Raw genomic sequence first — 16143 nt, 5'->3', positions numbered from 1 at the left:
GCCCCCACAGGCTTTAGTGCGCGGCCATGGGCAAGGAAGTCGAGCGTAAGTTCCTGGTCTCCAGTTCCGCCTGGCGCGACGAGGTCGAGGCGGAGATCCGCATTCGCCAGTTCTATGTCGCCACCCAGCCCGGTCGCACCGTGCGCGTGCGCATCTCGGACGGACGCTCCGCCGAGCTGACGCTGAAGTTCGGCGACAGGGCGCGCGAGCGCGACGAATTCGAATATTCGATCCCGCTTGCCGAGGCCGAGGAATTGATGGCCTTTGCCATCGGACGTGTCATCGAGAAGACACGCCACCATGTTAGACACCGCGGCTATCTCTATGAAGTCGATGTTTTCGGCGGCAAGCTCGCGGGTTTGGTGATCGCGGAGCTGGAGACGCCGGAGGACGTATCTGACGAAATGCTGCCCGACTGGCTTGGTCGCGAGGTCACCGGCGAGTCGAGATTCTACAACGCGTCGCTGGCCCTCGGGGGGATTCCGGAGATCGCCGCATGAGCTTCCGCATCGATCCGCGCTTGCCGCTGACCGGCGAGGTCGGGCGCATATTGGCCGACGAGATCGGCAGGGCCATCAGCCATCTCGAGACGGCGCGCGAGAAGCCGGAGCAGGGCCTGCACAAATGCCGCAAGCGGCTGAAGAGCGTGCGCGCCTTGCTGCGCCTGGTTCGTTCCGGAGACGAACCGTTCTGCCAGACCGAGAACGAGTGCTACAAGCAGGTCTCGGCGCTGCTCGCCGGCCCGCGCGAGGCGACCGCCTTGATCGAGACCGTCGACCGCCTCGCCGATGCCTTTCCGGAACAATCGGCCGGCGGCGGCCTCGATCCCGTGCGCGAACGGCTGGTGCTGCGCCAGCACGAGCTCCACGCCGGCCCGGGCCTCGACGCCGCCATCAATGCGGCCGTAGCCGCCTGCCGGGAAGGCCTGGAGCGCATCGACCGGCTGGCGCTGCCCGACCAGCCGGAACAGGCGGCCGATATCCTGGCCGACGGCGCCCGCGCCACCTTGCGGCGGGCGAAGAAGGCGCTCGACAAGGCGGAGTCGCGCGGCGAGGCCGACGATTTTCACGATCTGCGCAAGGCGGCCAAGACGCACTCCATGCATCTGTCGCTGCTCGGCCGCCTGTGGCCGACGCCGATCAAGGCGCGACGCAAGGCGGTCGACAGACTCGGCGAGCAGCTCGGCGAATTGCACGACGTCTTCGTCATGCGCGCGCTGCTCGACGCCGAGGGCGAGCCGCTCGGCCCCGTCGATGAAACGAAGCTTCTGCGCAAGCTCTTGAAGCGCTCGGAAAAGAGCCTGACCAAGGCCTGCCTTGCCGACGCCACCGAGCTGTTCGGCGACAGTCCGAAACGCTCGGCCAAGAGACTCGCCCGCAAGGCGCGCGACGACCTCGCCGCACCGCAGGAAGAAGCGAAGGCGGCGTAGGCGCGGCGCTCATGCACGTGATGGCTTTCGGCCTGGGTCAGGACATGCCCCTATGCCGGGACCTACTGCTATCCGGCCGACGTGCAGGTTTTTCGCATGGCGGCCTGTATCAAGCTGAAACCGCAACAGCGCCTTGGTCCTCGGCTCTGTGCTCGACCCAGACATGGACCGGTTCGTCCCGGCCGCGGACGCTCACCGGGCCATGATCGCTCGCATTCAACTGTGTCATGGGCGATTCCGCCTTTGCGGCCTCTATCAGTCGTGACCCAAAGCAAATATTCGCCCGAAGCTCGCGGCACAGCGACTGCAAACGGCTGGCGACATTGACGGTGTCGCCAACCACCGCGAAGGACAGATTGCGCTCGCTGCCGACCGCGCCGATGACGACTGCGCCATATTGTGCACCGATGCGAATGTCCAGCGACGGGTATCCCCTGGACACACGCTGCATATTCCATGCTTCGACAGCGGCGACCATCGCTTCAGCGCACTTGATGGCACGGGTCGCGTCGTCATGGCTGGTTTGCGGAACCCCGAACGTCGCCATGATGCAATCGCCGATATAGTTATCGACCGTGCCATTGTGGTCGAAGACGACCTGCTCCATGCGACGGTGGAACTGGCGCAGAAGTTCGAACACTGCTTCGGCCGGATTATTCTCGGAATAGTTTGTGAAGCCGACGATATCGGCGAACAGCACCGCGATATCCTGCCGGCGGACCGGGCCGAAGGGCTCGTCATCCGCGGCGAGCTGGTCGACGACGTTGGGCGAAAAATGCCGGGCGAGATTGGCGCGGGCGCGCTCCGCCTTGACATAGTCTTCCGACAGACGTCGGGAACGAGAGACGACCAGCGCCATGATCGCGCCGATGATCAACACAACCAGCACGTTGGTTGCCTGCGCGAATGTATCGACGAAGTTGGGGTTGAGATAGAGGTTCAGTCGCTCTGTCATCGGCAGCGAATAGAGGTTCGTCGCCGGAATGACTGTTCCCGGATGAAGAACCACCCATCCCACCCCGATCGCCCACGTCAAAGCCGCGAGCGCGCCGAGATAGAGCGCCAAGCGTGGCGAAAGGGTCAGCGCGCCAAGGCATACGAAAATCAGCAGGAATTTGAAGCTGCCCTCGCGCAGTTGCATCGCAGCCGGCGTGACCTCCGTGGAAAACGGGTTGGGCGTTACCAGCAGAACGGTCAACAGAATGATGTCCAGCGTGCCGACGAGATAACCGATCCACCATGGCGCCGTGGGGCGGCGCGCAAAGAGAAACTGGATCAGGCCGACGAGCTGGAACAGCACGAGGCCCGCCAGCACGAAGAGCAGCGCGGCATCCCAGCGGCTGATCAATGAAAAAAAGCAGGAGATCACGGCGAGCGATGCGGTACGCGCCCAGAACTGCAATCCGGCACCTTGCCGTTCTGCGCGCTGGCGCAATTTTTGCAGGCGCGAATAGCGGCGAAGCTCGAGTGTTGGCGCGGTCGGCATCGGATCACTTCGATTTCGCATTCGGCAAACCTGCCCCACCACTGTCCGGCAAATCAGTTCGCGAATTCTATCATGAATGTTGATGCCGGATTTCTATTCTATCCCGAGGCGCCCTACGGGCTCGGTCGGCGTCGCTGGCGGCAAGGGCGGAGATGGCAGCAGTCCGCGCCGACGGAGCGGCGCGCGGCAAGCTCGACCGCCAGATGCAATCCTGCTCAAGATGATTGGTCAGGCCGGCAAGGGGCGGCGTCCCTTTGCAGGAGCGGCGCCCTGGGCCCCGGCATCACGCGGATGCGGTCCGATCGGCATGATCGCCGGAAACGGTGTCGCGCCGAAGGCGAAGGTCCATTTGTAGCCGGTGAGCTGGTCCTCCGGCGTGGTGTGCTGGTCGTGATGGGCGAGCAGCCTGGCGCGTTCGGCGAGCTCGTCGGCCTCGCGGCGCAGCATCTCCGCCGTTTCCGGCCGCATGCGCCGGGAAAAGCTGATGAAGGTCGCGGCCTGTTCCATATGGCCGAGCGCCCAGCCGACAAAATTCTTGTTGGTCATCTCGAAATGCGGCTTCAGCGGCCCCTCGAAATCCCACTGGATCGGCGTGTCGACCAATAGCCTTGCCGACAGGCCGCGCCCCAGCGCCACCAGCCCAAGCTCCTCGAGGTCGCGCAGATAGAGGAACATCGAGGCTTCGCTCAGGCCCTGCGAGCGCATGATGCCCTCGGGCGTGAATTTCTCCGACAGCATGATGAAGACGAAGAGCAGCGCCGGCCGCGCCGCAAGGCGGCGCTCGATCTCCGGCCCGACGCGATTGGCCGGACCCGGCCCGCGATTCATCGCGCCGAGCACGTTCTCCAGCTCGACATCGGCCGCGGCGCAGATCTCCATCAGCCTGTCGAGCTTGCAGTTCTTCTCATGGAAGATGCGCTTCACCGTCGGCTCGGAAATGCCTATGCGCTCGGCCAGCGTCCGGTAGGTCAGGCCCTTGGCCTTCAGCGTCCGTTTCAGCGCCTCGAAGATCGGACCGTTCATGGAATGCGCCTCATTCGTGCGGTTTGGTATAGGAATGCGATACTAGCTTCATTCGTGCTTTCCGAGAAGTATCGAAAATCATAGCTCTCCTTCGTCATCACAGGAGAGCACCCATGAAACGCCTGATCGCCTCAACCATCTTCGCCGCTGCGGCCGTGTCTGTCGCGCAGGCCGGCGAGCTCTGGCGCGCCACCGGCTTCGAGCAGCCGGAATCCGCGCTTGTCGACGCCGCTCACAACCGAATCGTCGTCTCCAACATCTCCGGCAATCCCGGCGCGGCGGACGGCAATGGCTATCTGTCACTGCTGTCGATGGACGGCAAGGTCATCGCGCGCCACTGGGTGGACGGCATGGACGCGCCCAAGGGCATGGCGATCGCCGGCGGCAAGCTCTACGCCGCCGATATCACCAAGGTGCGCGTCGTCGATCTCGCCAGCGGCAGGCTGGTCGAGACCATCGACGTGCCGGGCGCTGTCTTCCTCAACGATATGACTGAGGACAAGGCGGGCAAGGTCTATGTCAGCGACATGCTGGCCGACATGATCTACCGCATCGACGGCGACAAGCCGGAGCTGTTCGTCAAGGACCCGTTGCTTGCCTCGCCCAATGGCGTGTTCGCCGATGGCCACAGGCTGATCGTGGCGTCCTGGGGCAAGGACATCAACAAGGCCGACTTCAGCACCCCCGAGCCGGGCGGCCTGCTGTCGGTCGACCTCGCCACCAAGAAGATCACGCCGCTGCCAGGCGCCGAGAACTTCGCCGATCTCGACGGCGTCATCGCCATAGGCGGCACCATCTACGCCACCGCCTACATGACCGGCACGCTCTATAGTTATCATGACGGCGCCCCGCAGGTGGTCGCCACCTTCAAGCCGGGCAGCGCCGATATCGGCACCGACGGCAAGCGCATCTTCGTGCCGCTGATGGGCGAAGGCGAGATCGTGGCGCTTAGCCTCGATTGAGAGCAAACGCTTTGAGGCACCCTCGGAGCGCTCTGCTACCAGCCATGCGATGGACCGTGATACCACGGTCCATCGCGGGCTCAAGGAGGTTGCCATGCAAGACCTGGAGATCAGGGCGGCCCTGGATCGCCATTGGGCCGCTTCCGATGCTGATGATTTCGAGGCCGAGCACCAGATCTACCGTGAGGATGCCGTGCTCGACTATCCGCAATCGGGCGAGCGCATCCGCGGGCGGGCAAACATCCAGGCCTCCCGCGCCGCACAGCCGAACCGCAAGCGTTTTGCGGTGCGGCGCATCATTGGCGCCGGCGAACTCTGGGTGACGGAATATGTCCTGACCTATGACGGGCAGCCGTCCTACACCGTCTCGATCATGGAGTTCCTCGACGGCAAGGTGGCGCGCGAGACCCAGTATTTCGGCGACCCGTTCGAACCCGGCCCATCACGCGCGCAATGGGTCGAGCGGATGCCGTGACCGCCGGGCGGGATTGGACCGCCATATCGGGCCTGCTGCCATCTGGTTCCGCTATGCGCTCCGCGATATCCGGCTGCCATGAGCGATGCCGCGAAGACATCCAGCCTGACCGGCGCCGTTTCTCCGACCATCCCCGTGCTCACATGCGCGCTGGCGATTTTCCTGCTGTCCGGCATGGATGCGGCCATGAAGTCGCTAACGATCGCGGTCGGCGTCTACAATACGCTGCTGTGGCGCAGCATGGTCTCGACCCTGGTCGCGGGCGCGGTCTGGTCGGCGGGCTCGCGTTCAAAGCCGGCCCTTCGGGTGCTGGGCCTACATGCGCTGCGCGCCGCGATTGTCGGCATCGTCCTGGTCTTGTTCTTCTGGGGTCTGGCCAGACTGCCGCTAGCCGAGGCGATCGGGCTCAGCTTCGTCGCGCCGCTGTTTGCGCTTTTGCTTGCGGCATTGTTGCTGGGCGAACGCATAAGGCGGCAGGCGGTCTGGGCATCGCTGGCCGGCATCGCCGGCGTCACCATCATCCTGTCCGGGCAGTTCGGGCGGGAAAGCTACTCGCAAGATGCCCTGCTTGGCACGGCCGCGGTGCTCGCATCGACTGTGTTCTATGCCTACAATCTGATCCTCTCCCGGCAGCAGGCGCTGCTGGCCAGGCCGGTCGAGATCATGCTGTTCCAGAACCTTTTCGTTGGGATTATCCTCGCTCTCGCCGCACCTTGGCTCGCGGTTGCTCTGCCCGGCGATCTATGGCTGCCCCTGGCCGGGGTGGCGCTGCTGTCGCTCGCGGGGCAATTCCTGATGAGCTGGGCCTACGCCCGCGCCGAAGCGCAATATCTGATCCCTACCGAATACTCGGCCTTCATCTGGGCGATCGCGCTCGGCTGGTTCTTCTTCGGCGAGGACGTGGCCTGGACCACGCTGGCCGGCGCATGCCTCATCGTCGCCGGCTGCCTGATCGCCGCGCGCGCCAATCCGAGGCTCGCCGAGCCGATCGAAGCGGCGATGTGAAGCAGCATTCCGTTGGGCGGCAAGTTCAGCTGTGGTGCCGCTACATCCAGGCCGACCTTGCTCAGCCTTGCGGGTTCTGCGCCGCAGCGGCCTTGAGGCGTACGCCCCTGCCGCCGCGCTCGCTGGCCTGGTTCTCGCCGATCAGTTCCACCCCGACATCATCAAGCGCCTGGATGACCTTCATCAGCGTGTCGACCACGCCCCTGACCACGCCGTCGCTCGCTTCCATGCGCTGGATCGTCGGAAGCGAAACCCCGGCACGCTCGGCGAGCGTCTTCTGGTCGATGCCGGTCAACGCCCGCGCGGCGCGCATCTGTGCGGCAGTGATCATCGGCCGGAACCTGTTTCTGAAGATATGAAAGATGTATATTTTAAATATTACAATGTCTCAAGCATCATTTTAAATGCTTCAGCCATCGATGTCGCTGTCAGCCACCACTTTGCGCCGCTGCAGCAGGCGTGCCGCAAGCCAGCATAGCATGGCCCAGGCGAAGCCGGCGCACCAGCCGGCGAGCACATCCGACGGCCAGTGCACGCCGAGATAGACGCGGCTGGCGCCGACCAGCACGGTGGTGAACACGGCAAGGCAAAGCACGAAGATCTTCGTCCGGCGATCCGGCAGGAAACGCGCCGCCAAAGAGCCGAGCGTCAGATAGGTCACCGCCGACAGCATCGCGTGGCCGCTTGGAAAGGACAGCGACGTTTCGGTGACCAGGTGCGAGACGAGATCGGGCCGGGGCCGGTCGACCTCCAGCTTGAGCAGGCTGGAAAGCACCTGCCCGCCGGCTATGGCGACGAAGACGAACAGTGCCGTCGCCGGCCGGCGGATCAACAGCAGGTACAGGATGGCCGCAGTCGTGATCAGCACCAGCACAGTTGTGCTGCCGAGGGCGGTGATGTCGCGCACCGCGCCTTGCAGCCAAAGCGGGCCGATCGGGCTGTCCGGCTGCCCGGCATGGCGGAAGGCAAGCAGGATCTCGGTGTCGAAGGCGTGCGGCGTCGTGGCGCGCGCCACCTCCATCAATTCCTCAAGACCCCACAGCCCGCCGGCGATCACCAGTCCCGCCAGCAGCAGGGGGAATTCGATCTTGGCAAGCAGCGCGCCGACGGATGGCTTCATGAGAGGCTCGAGGGTTAGAGCTTCTGCATATAGGGCCCGAGCGTGATCAGGGCGACGGCGGCGATCGCCAGCACCATGCCGGTCGCCTGGAAAGCATTGAGCCGCTCGCCGAAAAAGGCGATGGCCACGACATTGACCGCGACAAGCTGGATCACCGCCGACAGGCTGAACGACACCGACATGCCGAACTCGCGCACCAGCCTCAGCATGATCAAATTGCCGGCGGTATAGAGCGCCAGCGTCACAAGGAGCTTGGCCAGGCTCGGCGCCAGCCCCCATTGCTTTGCGGCCATTGCCGCAAGCAGGAACATCACGGTCGAAATACCGAGCTGCGCCAGTCCCCAGAAACTCACCTGCCATCCCCTTTTGAAGCGCCGTCGCCACAGCCGGCCGCAGCCCTTGTTTCCGAAGCGGGCGAAGCCGTCAAGCCGATCGCGACGGACGTTGCGTGTTCAAAGGGGGACCGAAGGCGGCTGGCCAGGGCGAAGCAGGAGCGAAGCTCCGTCGCGTAAACCCTGGAATCCACGCCGTTACCTTGGCCGCAATTGCAGCGGAGCAGAATTCTGCACCGCCGGCGGGGCTTCGATGTTACGGCATGAATCCTCGGGTCTACGCGTTCACTTCGCTCCCGCTCCGCCCGTGGATGACGAAAGTGCCGAGCACTCACCCAGCCCGCTGAACCATGGCGATGTTCATCGCGCTGCGCAGCCGGAAGCCGATCGACTCGTAGAGCCTGATCGCCGCAGCATTGTTGGCAAAGGCATGCAGATACGGCACCTCGCCGCGCGCCACGATGCGGTTGGCCACGAACAGCGACAACAGCCTGGCGAGGCCGCCGCCGCGAAAATCCGGATGCGAGCAGACGCCGCTGAGTTCCGAATAGCCGGGCTGCTTCATGCGCTCGCCGGCCATCGCGGCCAGCCTGCCATCGATCTTCACGCCCCAGAATTCGCCGAGGCTCAAGGCTTCCAACGTGAACGGGCCAGGCTTCGTCAGCGAGGCGAGCGCGAGCATCTCGGCCGCGTCCTGCCGCGTCAATTGCTCGATTCGAGGATCGGCGACCGTCTGCAAGGCTTGCCCGGTAATCATCTGCACGGCATCGGCGGTCATCGTCGCGACAAGCGCCGGCGGCAGGACAATGTTCTCGGCCTGAGCCAGGATGACGGTCTCGCCGGCGGGAACGAGCCTTCCGAGCGCATGCAGGCTTTCCGGATCGTCCGTTGCCGTGGCGGCGAACGGGATGATCGATGGCCGGTACCGGCGCGCGAGATCGTCACCCTCGGCGAAAGTCCTTTGCCGTGTTTCGAGCGCGCTCCAGACAGGGCGGTCGAGGATATGCTTCATGGCGTGGCGATCCTTTCGGCGCGACGGTGGAGCGGCGTCTCTGCCAGCCGATCCTCGATGGCGGCAAGCTGGCCGAGCAGCGGCCCGGAAAGATCGGCGCACAAATCCGCGACGGCATTTTCGATGCTCGGCCAGATGTCCCGTTTCGCCCGGTCGACCAGCCGCCTGCCGTTGCCGGTCAGCGAAACGATCCTGCGCCGCTGGTCGTCCTCCGCGGGATTGACCTCCACCAGCCCCAGTTCGGCAAGCAGCGCGACGCTGCGCGTCACGCCCGGCTGCGCGACGCCGAGCGATTGCGCTAGCTCACCGACCGGCAACGGCCCCAGCCTGTCGAGCGCGGCGAGCAGCGGGTACTGGCTCGACTGAATGCGCATGTCGAGGCGGTCGAGCACGCGCTGCGTGTCGGCTTGCAACTGCTCGCCCATGCGTTTCATCCGGCTGCCGAGGCAGAGAAAACCAAGAGATCGCAGAATGTCTTCCATAGCGCGCCCGCCACCTATCGATAACTTGATATATAACATTGCATGGAAAAATCAAGCGAATGCACACAGGGCGTTCCTGCGGCTGATGGCCGATACCGGACGCTTTCGGACGTTTGCCCTTCATTCGCCGTCAATTGCATCCTATATCGCTGACGCGACGTGGCCGGCAGCGGTCGCCAGCGATTCGCGACCTGAGGGTGGCAGGTCATCACTTCTTGGCACGCGGAGCTCATGGCGCCCCTGCGCATCTATTTCGACAGGCTTCTCGATGCCGTGGCGCCCAAGGTTCCGCGGCGCGAATTGAGCGATGAGGAGCGCCTGGCGCTGGTGCGCCGCCATGGCGATTTCTCGCTCGCCTATTCCACGGCTGTGCAGAAGAAGCTGTCCTATTTCAGCGACGGCGACGGCTTCATCGCCTTCGGCACCAAGATGAGCCGCCATTTCGCGCTGGGCGATCCGGTGGCCGACCCGGCCAACCGCCCGGCCTATATCAAGCGCTTTGTCGAGGCGGCCGGCAGCCCCTGGTTCGTGCAGATCGGCGCCGACACGGCCAAGGTGCTCGCCGGTCTCGGCTACCAGGTCAACCGGCTCGGCGTCGACACCAGGCTGCTTTTGCCGGAGCATGATTTTTCGGGCAAGCGCAACGAGACCGTGCGCTATTCCGAGCGTTGGCTGGCGAAGAAGGGGTTTGTCCTCACCGAGGGCACGGGCGACATGCTGCTGGAGGAGATCAAGCAGCTTTCCGCCGACTGGCGCAAAAAACGCATCATCAAGCGCTGGGAGATGGCCTTCCTGAACCGTCGCTTTTCCAGCCAGCTGGGCGCCGACATGCGCCGCTTCCTCCTGCACAGCCCCGAAGGCCGGCTTCTCGCCATCCTTGATTTCGACCCTCTGTTTCGCGACGGCAAGGTCTTCGGCTACACCACTTCCTTCAAGCGCAAGCAGGTCGACACCACGCCGCATGCCGAGATCGGGCTGACCAAATTCGCGGTCGACCGCTTTCGCGAGGAAGGCATCTCGGTGGTGACGCTTGGCCTCTCGCCGCTCCTCGATGTCGAGCCCAGCGGCTTTGCCGAATCGGACTTCTGGCGCAACGCCTTCCAGCGCGCCTACAACTCGCCCTGGGTCAACCGCTCGCGCTTCAACCTGCAGGGCCAGGCGGCTTTCAAGCGCCGCTTCCATGGTGTCGAGGAACCGACCTATATCGCGTTCCGCAAAGGGACCTTCGTGGAGATGCTGGGGCTGCTGCGCCTGACCAAGGCGATCTGAGGCGGGCTTTTTTCCTCGCCCACTTCGTCCACGCTATGCGCACATCTTCCGTGACTGGCGTGTCTGATCGGGCCGCTTGGAAATGTTTGCACGCCTTAGTCACTTTCGTGGGGCGAGGAAGTCGAGTTCCATCAGTTCCTCAATCTGTATCCCGTCTTGAAGATCCAGGCGACGATGGCGATGCAGATGGTCAGGAACACCAGCGTCATGCCGAGGCTGACGCCGACCGAGACGTCGGCCTTGCCGTAAAAACTCCAGCGGAACCCGCTGATCAGGTAGACGACCGGGTTGAACAGGGTGATCGTCTTCCAGATGCCCGGAAGCATATGGATCGAATAGAAGCTGCCGCCGAGGAAGGTGAGCGGCGTGACGATGAGGAGCGGCACCAGCTGCAGCTGCTCGAAGGTCTTCGCCCAAATACCGATGATGAAGCCGAAAAGGCTGAAGGTCACCGCGGTCAGCACCAGGAAGGCGATCATCCAGAACGGATGCTCGATCCTGAGCGGCACGAACAGCGCGGCGGTGGCGAGGATGATCAGGCCGAGCATGATCGATTTGGTCGCGGCACCGCCGACATAGGCGATGATGATCTCCAGATAGGAAACGGGCGCCGACAGGAGCTCATAGATCGAGCCGACGAATTTCGGGAAATAGATGGCGAAGGACGCGTTGGAGATCGACTGCGTCAAGAGCGACAGCATCATCAGGCCGGGTACGATAAAGGCGCCATAGGCGATGCCGTCGATCTCGTTGATGCGCGAGCCGATGGCCGAGCCGAAGACGACGAAATAGAGCGATGTCGAGATCACCGGCGAGATGATGCTCTGCAGCACCGTGCGGAAGGCGCGCGCCATCTCCACCCGGTAGATCGCCCATACCGCACGAAAATTGGGGGCTGCGCGCAGATTCATGGCTCTTGCCTCAGAAGACTGACGAAGATCTCTTCGAGCGAGCTGTTCTTGGTGTCGAGGTCGCGGAACTGGACGCCGGCCGCCTCGAGGTCACGGATCAGCGAGGCGACGCCTGGACGGTCGCTCTGGTTGTCATAGGTGTAAGTGAGCTCGTTGCCGCCCCGGGACAGCTCCAGCGGATAGCGCGACAGGCCGTCCGGAATGGCGGCTAGCGGCGCGCGGAGCTCCAGCCGCATCTGCTTGCGGCCGAGCTTGCGCATCAGCTCGGCCTTGCCCTCGACCAGGATGATCTCGCCCTTGTTGATGACGCCGACGCGGTTGGCCATCGCCTCGGCTTCCTCGATGTAATGCGTGGTGAGGATAATGGTGACGCCGTCCTCGCGCAGGCGCCTGACCATCGCCCACATGTCCTGGCGCAGCTCGACGTCGACGCCGGCTGTCGGCTCGTCGAGGAACAGCACGCGCGGCTCGTGCGACAGCGCCTTGGCGATCATCAGCCGGCGCTTCATGCCGCCCGACAGCGTGATCGCCTTGGAATCCTTCTTCTCCCAGAGCGACAGGTCGCGCAGAACTTTCTCGACGAACGCCTTGTTGGGCGGCTTGCCGAACAGGCCGCGGCTGTAGTTCACCGTCGCCCAGACCGTCTCGAAAGCGTCGATGGTGAGTTCCTGCGGCACCAGCCCGATCAGGCTGCGCGCCGCGCGATAGTCCCGGCTGATGTCGTGGCCATCCACCGTGACGCTGCCCGACGAGCGGTTGACGATGCCGCAGACGATCGAGATCAGCGTCGTCTTGCCGGCGCCGTTCGGCCCGAGCAGCGCGAAGATCTCGCCGCGCTCGATGTCGAGGTTGATTTCCTTCAATGCCTTGAAGCCGGTGGCATAGGTTTTCGTGACACCGGAGATCGAGATGATGGATGACATGCTGAAAAACGGCCGGCTGGAAAATGTGACCTGATATAGGTCGGATGCCGCTCAAGGCAAACGGCAAATCGATGCGGCTCCTGACAGTTCTGGACAGTGACAGCGTCTTTCTCCCCGTGAACGGCTGCGCTATGCGCAGATCTTCTGTGACCGGAAGCTTGATTGCCAAGTGGTTCCCCCAATCCGTCGCTGCTTCGCAGCGCCACCTTTCCCCCTCCGGAGGGAAAGGAAGGGAGCGTTGCCGGACGAGCGTTGCCAGCAAAAAGCTTGGCGCCTTTCCTCTACCCCGTCGATCGGGGGAGAGGTGGCTCGGCGAAGCCGAGACGGAGTGGGGGTCGACCAGCGCTACATTAGACAATGCATGCGCCAAGCTACCGGGCACGCTATCGCCAAAGACCAGCTGCTCAGAAATGTCTGCATGCCGTAGCGTGGAACGGGGAGAAGGACTAACCTTGCCCCGTCCAGAACGCGATCTCCTGCGCCTTGGTCCTGAGCTCGGTCTTCAACCACTGGTCGTCGTCGTGGAGGTAGCTCCACGGCGTCTTGCCCTCAGCCCGCATCTCGCGGATGTAGGAGCGGTAGCGGTAGTGGCTGTAGACCGACATCGCATAGGTGGCATAGGCGGCGGCGAGCTTCCTGTGGCCGCGCACGATCACCAGGTTCTCGTCATTCTACTTGCTCGCCGGGGCCGAGAAATTGTGGCTGCCGGTCACAACCACGCTGTCGTCCGAATGCGGATCGGTTACCAGGATCTTCGAGTGCACGATGGCGTGGCCGATCTGCGACAGGAACTCCCGCCGGTTGACCTCGGCGATTCATGGCCCGAGCGGCGCATCCAGGCCTTGCGGCTGCGCCACCGCGTAGCGGTCGGGCGTGAACGTCCGGTCGCTGCTCACCAGGTCGATGTCGAGGAAGTTCTGCTCGGTGCCGCCCTCGTCTGCGCTCAGCGTCGAGACCACCCCGCGCACATACATGCCTTTCTCCTTGGCGCGCTGCCCGGCAAGCATATGCAGCCCCTGCTTGCCCGGCGTGAACATCAGGAACAGCACCGCATGCCTGGCCGAGGTGACGACCTCGCGCAGCGCGTCCATGTCGGCCCCGTTCGAGGTGCGGGTGAACCATACGGTCGCCCTGGCGCTCCCGATCGCGAAGGTTTTCGGCCCGTCGTTGTCGGCCATCAGCGCCGGCGTGAAGTTCGCCGGGTCGGTCTTCGGCGGCGAGGCGTCCTTCAACAGGTCCCAATGCTTGCGGAAATGCGCCGCGACATCCCTGTCCTCGATCAGCAGCCCGTTGTTGACCTGCGTGCACAGGCCCGTGGTGCTCCAGTTGGTGCTGCCCGTCCATACCATCTCGGGAACGTCATCCCTGGATACCACGACGAACTTGTTGTGGCCGAGCCCTTTCGATTTCAGCATCCGGTCGATTGTCGCGATGCCGTGGTCGTTGAGGTTCTTGCGCGCCGCCTTGTTGCCGTCGCCGCTCTTATCGGAACCGTTGGCAAGGATGAGACGAAGCCGCGGCCCGAGCCCGATCAGCGCCGTCTCCAGCGTCGCGTCGCCGAGCTCGTAGAGCGCGGCATGCAGCTCGTCGCCGGCGCCTTGCGTCAGCCCGACCATGCGCAGGCCGAGATCGCCTTCCAGGAAAGCGCGGAATTTTGCGTCGCCATTGGTCTGCAGGCTCTTCTTGAAGGCCGCCGGCGTGAGCCTGTTCTTGGCCATGTAGCGGGCGACGAACTGCGACAGCACCAGCCCGCGGTTGAAGTAGCAGGAAAAGCCGCCCCCTGCGTCGGTCGCAAGCGTCTTCCAGTCCGTCCAGTCGCTGGAAACGCCCTTGATCAGCGGCTTGCCGGGTGCGGCGCTTATCATCGCGGTGACCCGGTAGCGCACGACATTGCCGACATCGGCCGCATGGTCGGTCCAGTTGAAGCGCTGGAACGGCCAGACGTCCGAAGGCCTGTGGTCGCCCGATTTCGGCCTGTCCTTGGTAAAGCCGACGCGGTTCTCCACCGGCTCGATCTTCTCGGTCGCGCCGACCTTGCGGCCGCGCTCGAGCAGGAAACCCGGGCATCCCGCGATGAAGTCGCTCGGCGCCCAGGCGACGAAGGCGTCGTCGCCATTGGTGTAGACGGAAACCTTTATGCTGACGGCCACCTGTTGCTGCTCCCCCATCTATAGTTCTTGCCGGTGCGGCGCGGCATGGCGGACCTATCACTGCAGCCAACAAAATCCGCGCCGGAAGCAGGGCTCCGGATCAGGTGAAACAGAACTTTCGAAAAGATGACGGCGATGATTGTGTGGCGGCAGAAGATCGAACGTCAATGTTTTGCAGCGTCAAGTATAACTCTATGAACTGCTTCAGATTGCAGGCCTCTTGCCAGCAAAACAAAGGGCGAATTGTTTCGGCGACCATGGGTTCAAACGGCAGGCGGGCCTGGAGCAGTCCAGGAAAAGTGCGAGCGTAGGTCGCCGTTTGTCAGCGGGCAGGACTTTCACCGTTGCTTTCCGTGGGATCGAAGCAAACGCTGGGGATTGGCCAAAGCCGTCCGAACCTCGTCATTCCTGGGCGGAGCAAGGAGCGAAGCGACGCGCGCAGACCCTGGAATTCATTCCGTTACCCTGGTCGTAGGACGCAGCGGAGCAGAATTCTGCACCATTGCGGCGCTCGAAAGTCACGGAATGGATCCTCGGGTCTGCGCGCGTCGCTGCGCTCCTTGCTCCGCCCGTGGATGACGACGAGTGGGTCTCTCGTCAGCTCTTGCTGGAGGCCAGCACCAGCACCGGCTTCTCGCTGTAAAGCTGCGGGAACAGCGCCTTCAGATTCTCGATCTTGGGCAGGTCGTTGTAGACGATATAGGGATAGGTCGGGTTCAGCGTCAGGAAGTCCTGATGGTAGTCCTCGGCCGGGTAGAAGGTCTTGCCGGTCTCCAGCGTGGTGACGATCGGCTTCGCAAACACCTTGGCCTTGTCGAGCTGGGCGATGTAGCTCTCGGCGACCTTCTTCTGCTCGTCATTCTCGGCGAAGATCGTCGAGCGGTACTGCGTGCCGGAATCCGGCCCCTGGTAGTTGAGCTGCGTCGGGTTGTGGGCGACCGAGAAATAGACCTGCAGCAGCTGGCCGTAGGTGACCTTCGACGGGTCGTAGGTGATCTCGACCGATTCGGCATGCCCGGTTCGGCCGCTGCCGACCACTTCATAGACGGCGTTCTCGGCGCTGCCGCCGGTATAGCCGGATACCGCCTTGCTGACGCCCTTGACGTGCTGGAACACGCCCTGCACGCCCCAGAAGCAGCCGCCGGCGAAGACCGCCTTCTCGGTGCCGCTCGCCGCCTTCTCGTCCATTGCCGGCGGCGGGATCACCACCGCGTCCTCGGCCGAACGCGCCGGGCTCTGCCAGAAGACGGCCGCGGCGACTGCCGCAAGGCCAAGCGCTGCAAGTGTGCCGCGGGTGAAGAATGGCCGCGCGGCTTTTGTCTTTATGCCGTTCATGTCCTGATCTCCTGTCATTGTCTTAGTATATACGAAGGAAGCCGTCGGGAGGTTCTCACTTTGCCGTGCGGCCGTGTGCAACCGCCAACGGCGCTCCCCCTCTCCGTCTCGGCTTCGCCGAGCCACCTCTCCCCCACCTTTGGCGGGGGCGAGGAACCCAGGCTTGCGAAGGCCTCTCCGTGGCTCATTGGCGTCCTCGCCCTTCGCGGTTAGCGTTTCCTCGCCCCCG

18 protein-coding genes are annotated in these 16143 nt (G+C 63.7%); 6 read left to right on the top strand and 12 right to left on the bottom strand.

Features of this window, described 5'->3' with window-relative positions; genetic code table 11:
* Positions 1-26: 26 nt before the first annotated feature.
* Both EN862_RS25165 and EN862_RS25160 read left to right on the top strand, forming a co-directional pair.
* On the top strand, positions 27-500 hold the full coding sequence (locus EN862_RS25165; RefSeq protein WP_127866216.1) for a CYTH domain-containing protein: 474 nt from the start codon (positions 27-29) through the stop codon (positions 498-500).
* Positions 497-1429 (top strand): CHAD domain-containing protein, encoded by a 933-nt coding sequence (locus tag EN862_RS25160; protein ID WP_127866215.1) that lies wholly within the window; start codon positions 497-499, stop codon positions 1427-1429. Before EN862_RS25165 ends, EN862_RS25160 begins: the two co-directional genes overlap by 4 nt.
* 109 nt (positions 1430-1538) lie before the next feature.
* Here the strand turns inward: EN862_RS25160 and EN862_RS25155 are convergent, their stop codons facing one another.
* Positions 1539-2915: an adenylate/guanylate cyclase domain-containing protein gene (locus EN862_RS25155; protein WP_127866214.1), complete on the bottom strand. Its 1377-nt coding sequence runs from the start codon at positions 2913-2915 to the stop codon at positions 1539-1541.
* Between the two features lie 228 nt (positions 2916-3143).
* Positions 3144-3938: a helix-turn-helix transcriptional regulator gene (locus EN862_RS25150; RefSeq protein ID WP_127866213.1), complete on the bottom strand. Its 795-nt coding sequence runs from the start codon at positions 3936-3938 to the stop codon at positions 3144-3146.
* Positions 3939-4051: 113 nt separating this feature from the next.
* Here EN862_RS25150 and EN862_RS25145 point away from each other — a divergent pair, with 113 nt between their 5' ends.
* From EN862_RS25145 to EN862_RS25135, 3 genes are all read left to right on the top strand, one after another.
* Entirely contained in the window at positions 4052-4900 is an 849-nt protein-coding gene (locus EN862_RS25145; protein WP_127866212.1) for an ATP/GTP-binding protein, read from the top strand.
* A gap of 94 nt (positions 4901-4994) precedes the next feature.
* The gene (locus tag EN862_RS25140) at positions 4995-5375 is read left to right on the top strand and encodes a nuclear transport factor 2 family protein (protein WP_127866211.1); all 381 of its coding nucleotides are present in this window, start codon (positions 4995-4997) and stop codon (positions 5373-5375) included.
* Between the two features lie 78 nt (positions 5376-5453).
* Positions 5454-6380 (top strand): DMT family transporter, encoded by a 927-nt coding sequence (locus EN862_RS25135; RefSeq protein ID WP_127866210.1) that lies wholly within the window; start codon positions 5454-5456, stop codon positions 6378-6380.
* Positions 6381-6441: 61 nt separating this feature from the next.
* On the opposite strand, the gene EN862_RS25130 is transcribed toward EN862_RS25135, so the two are convergent.
* From EN862_RS25130 to EN862_RS25110, 5 genes are all read right to left on the bottom strand, one after another.
* Positions 6442-6711 (bottom strand): helix-turn-helix transcriptional regulator, encoded by a 270-nt coding sequence (locus tag EN862_RS25130; protein ID WP_126080263.1) that lies wholly within the window; start codon positions 6709-6711, stop codon positions 6442-6444.
* Between the two features lie 78 nt (positions 6712-6789).
* Positions 6790-7500 (bottom strand): phosphatase PAP2 family protein, encoded by a 711-nt coding sequence (locus tag EN862_RS25125; protein WP_127866209.1) that lies wholly within the window; start codon positions 7498-7500, stop codon positions 6790-6792.
* A 14-nt stretch (positions 7501-7514) separates the two neighbouring features.
* Positions 7515-7853 (bottom strand): hypothetical protein, encoded by a 339-nt coding sequence (locus tag EN862_RS25120; RefSeq protein WP_112128871.1) that lies wholly within the window; start codon positions 7851-7853, stop codon positions 7515-7517.
* A gap of 310 nt (positions 7854-8163) precedes the next feature.
* Positions 8164-8844 (bottom strand): GNAT family N-acetyltransferase, encoded by a 681-nt coding sequence (locus tag EN862_RS25115; protein WP_127866208.1) that lies wholly within the window; start codon positions 8842-8844, stop codon positions 8164-8166.
* A complete protein-coding gene (locus tag EN862_RS25110; protein WP_127866207.1) occupies positions 8841-9326 on the bottom strand; it encodes a MarR family transcriptional regulator in 486 nt (161 codons plus the stop codon). The genes EN862_RS25115 and EN862_RS25110 overlap by 4 nt, the downstream gene beginning before the upstream one ends.
* Before the next feature lie 231 nt (positions 9327-9557).
* On the opposite strand from EN862_RS25110, the gene EN862_RS25105 reads away from it, so the two are divergent.
* The gene (locus tag EN862_RS25105; RefSeq protein ID WP_127866206.1) at positions 9558-10595 is read left to right on the top strand and encodes a phosphatidylglycerol lysyltransferase domain-containing protein; all 1038 of its coding nucleotides are present in this window, start codon (positions 9558-9560) and stop codon (positions 10593-10595) included.
* A gap of 131 nt (positions 10596-10726) precedes the next feature.
* On the opposite strand, the gene EN862_RS25100 is transcribed toward EN862_RS25105, so the two are convergent.
* The 5 genes from EN862_RS25100 to msrA form a co-directional block, all read right to left on the bottom strand.
* Positions 10727-11506: an ABC transporter permease gene (locus EN862_RS25100; RefSeq protein ID WP_127866205.1), complete on the bottom strand. Its 780-nt coding sequence runs from the start codon at positions 11504-11506 to the stop codon at positions 10727-10729.
* A complete protein-coding gene (locus tag EN862_RS25095) occupies positions 11503-12429 on the bottom strand; it encodes an ABC transporter ATP-binding protein (protein ID WP_127866204.1) in 927 nt (308 codons plus the stop codon). Before EN862_RS25095 ends, EN862_RS25100 begins: the two co-directional genes overlap by 4 nt.
* A gap of 446 nt (positions 12430-12875) precedes the next feature.
* Entirely contained in the window at positions 12876-13085 is a 210-nt protein-coding gene (locus tag EN862_RS25090) for a hypothetical protein (RefSeq protein WP_127878160.1), read from the bottom strand.
* Positions 13086-13244: 159 nt separating this feature from the next.
* The gene (locus EN862_RS25085) at positions 13245-14579 is read right to left on the bottom strand and encodes a phospholipase D-like domain-containing protein (RefSeq protein WP_189401451.1); all 1335 of its coding nucleotides are present in this window, start codon (positions 14577-14579) and stop codon (positions 13245-13247) included.
* A gap of 597 nt (positions 14580-15176) precedes the next feature.
* Positions 15177-15914: a peptide-methionine (S)-S-oxide reductase MsrA gene (msrA, locus tag EN862_RS25080; protein WP_127866201.1), complete on the bottom strand. Its 738-nt coding sequence runs from the start codon at positions 15912-15914 to the stop codon at positions 15177-15179.
* Between the last annotated feature and the right edge of the window lie 229 nt (positions 15915-16143).

Origin of the sequence: Mesorhizobium sp. M2E.F.Ca.ET.219.01.1.1 (genome assembly GCF_004016445.2) — a bacterium.
GTDB lineage: Bacteria > Pseudomonadota > Alphaproteobacteria > Rhizobiales > Rhizobiaceae > Mesorhizobium.
This window is presented reverse-complemented; position numbering and strand designations above follow the sequence as displayed.

Excerpts from the sequence above, each read along its gene's own strand:
- EN862_RS25165 (WP_127866216.1), top strand. The coding sequence starts at position 27 with ATGGGCAAGGAAGTCGAGCGTAAGTTCCTGGTCTCCAGTTCCGCCTGG.
- EN862_RS25160 (WP_127866215.1), top strand. The coding sequence starts at position 497 with ATGAGCTTCCGCATCGATCCGCGCTTGCCGCTGACCGGCGAGGTCGGG.
- EN862_RS25155 (WP_127866214.1), bottom strand. The coding sequence starts at position 2,915 with ATGCCGACCGCGCCAACACTCGAGCTTCGCCGCTATTCGCGCCTGCAA.
- EN862_RS25150 (WP_127866213.1), bottom strand. The coding sequence starts at position 3,938 with ATGAACGGTCCGATCTTCGAGGCGCTGAAACGGACGCTGAAGGCCAAG.
- EN862_RS25145 (WP_127866212.1), top strand. The coding sequence starts at position 4,052 with ATGAAACGCCTGATCGCCTCAACCATCTTCGCCGCTGCGGCCGTGTCT.
- EN862_RS25140 (WP_127866211.1), top strand. The coding sequence starts at position 4,995 with ATGCAAGACCTGGAGATCAGGGCGGCCCTGGATCGCCATTGGGCCGCT.
- EN862_RS25135 (WP_127866210.1), top strand. The coding sequence starts at position 5,454 with ATGAGCGATGCCGCGAAGACATCCAGCCTGACCGGCGCCGTTTCTCCG.
- EN862_RS25130 (WP_126080263.1), bottom strand. The coding sequence starts at position 6,711 with ATGATCACTGCCGCACAGATGCGCGCCGCGCGGGCGTTGACCGGCATC.
- EN862_RS25125 (WP_127866209.1), bottom strand. The coding sequence starts at position 7,500 with ATGAAGCCATCCGTCGGCGCGCTGCTTGCCAAGATCGAATTCCCCCTG.
- EN862_RS25115 (WP_127866208.1), bottom strand. The coding sequence starts at position 8,844 with ATGAAGCATATCCTCGACCGCCCTGTCTGGAGCGCGCTCGAAACACGG.
- EN862_RS25110 (WP_127866207.1), bottom strand. The coding sequence starts at position 9,326 with ATGGAAGACATTCTGCGATCTCTTGGTTTTCTCTGCCTCGGCAGCCGG.
- EN862_RS25105 (WP_127866206.1), top strand. The coding sequence starts at position 9,558 with ATGGCGCCCCTGCGCATCTATTTCGACAGGCTTCTCGATGCCGTGGCG.
- EN862_RS25100 (WP_127866205.1), bottom strand. The coding sequence starts at position 11,506 with ATGAATCTGCGCGCAGCCCCCAATTTTCGTGCGGTATGGGCGATCTAC.
- EN862_RS25095 (WP_127866204.1), bottom strand. The coding sequence starts at position 12,429 with ATGTCATCCATCATCTCGATCTCCGGTGTCACGAAAACCTATGCCACC.
- msrA (WP_127866201.1), bottom strand. The coding sequence starts at position 15,914 with ATGAACGGCATAAAGACAAAAGCCGCGCGGCCATTCTTCACCCGCGGC.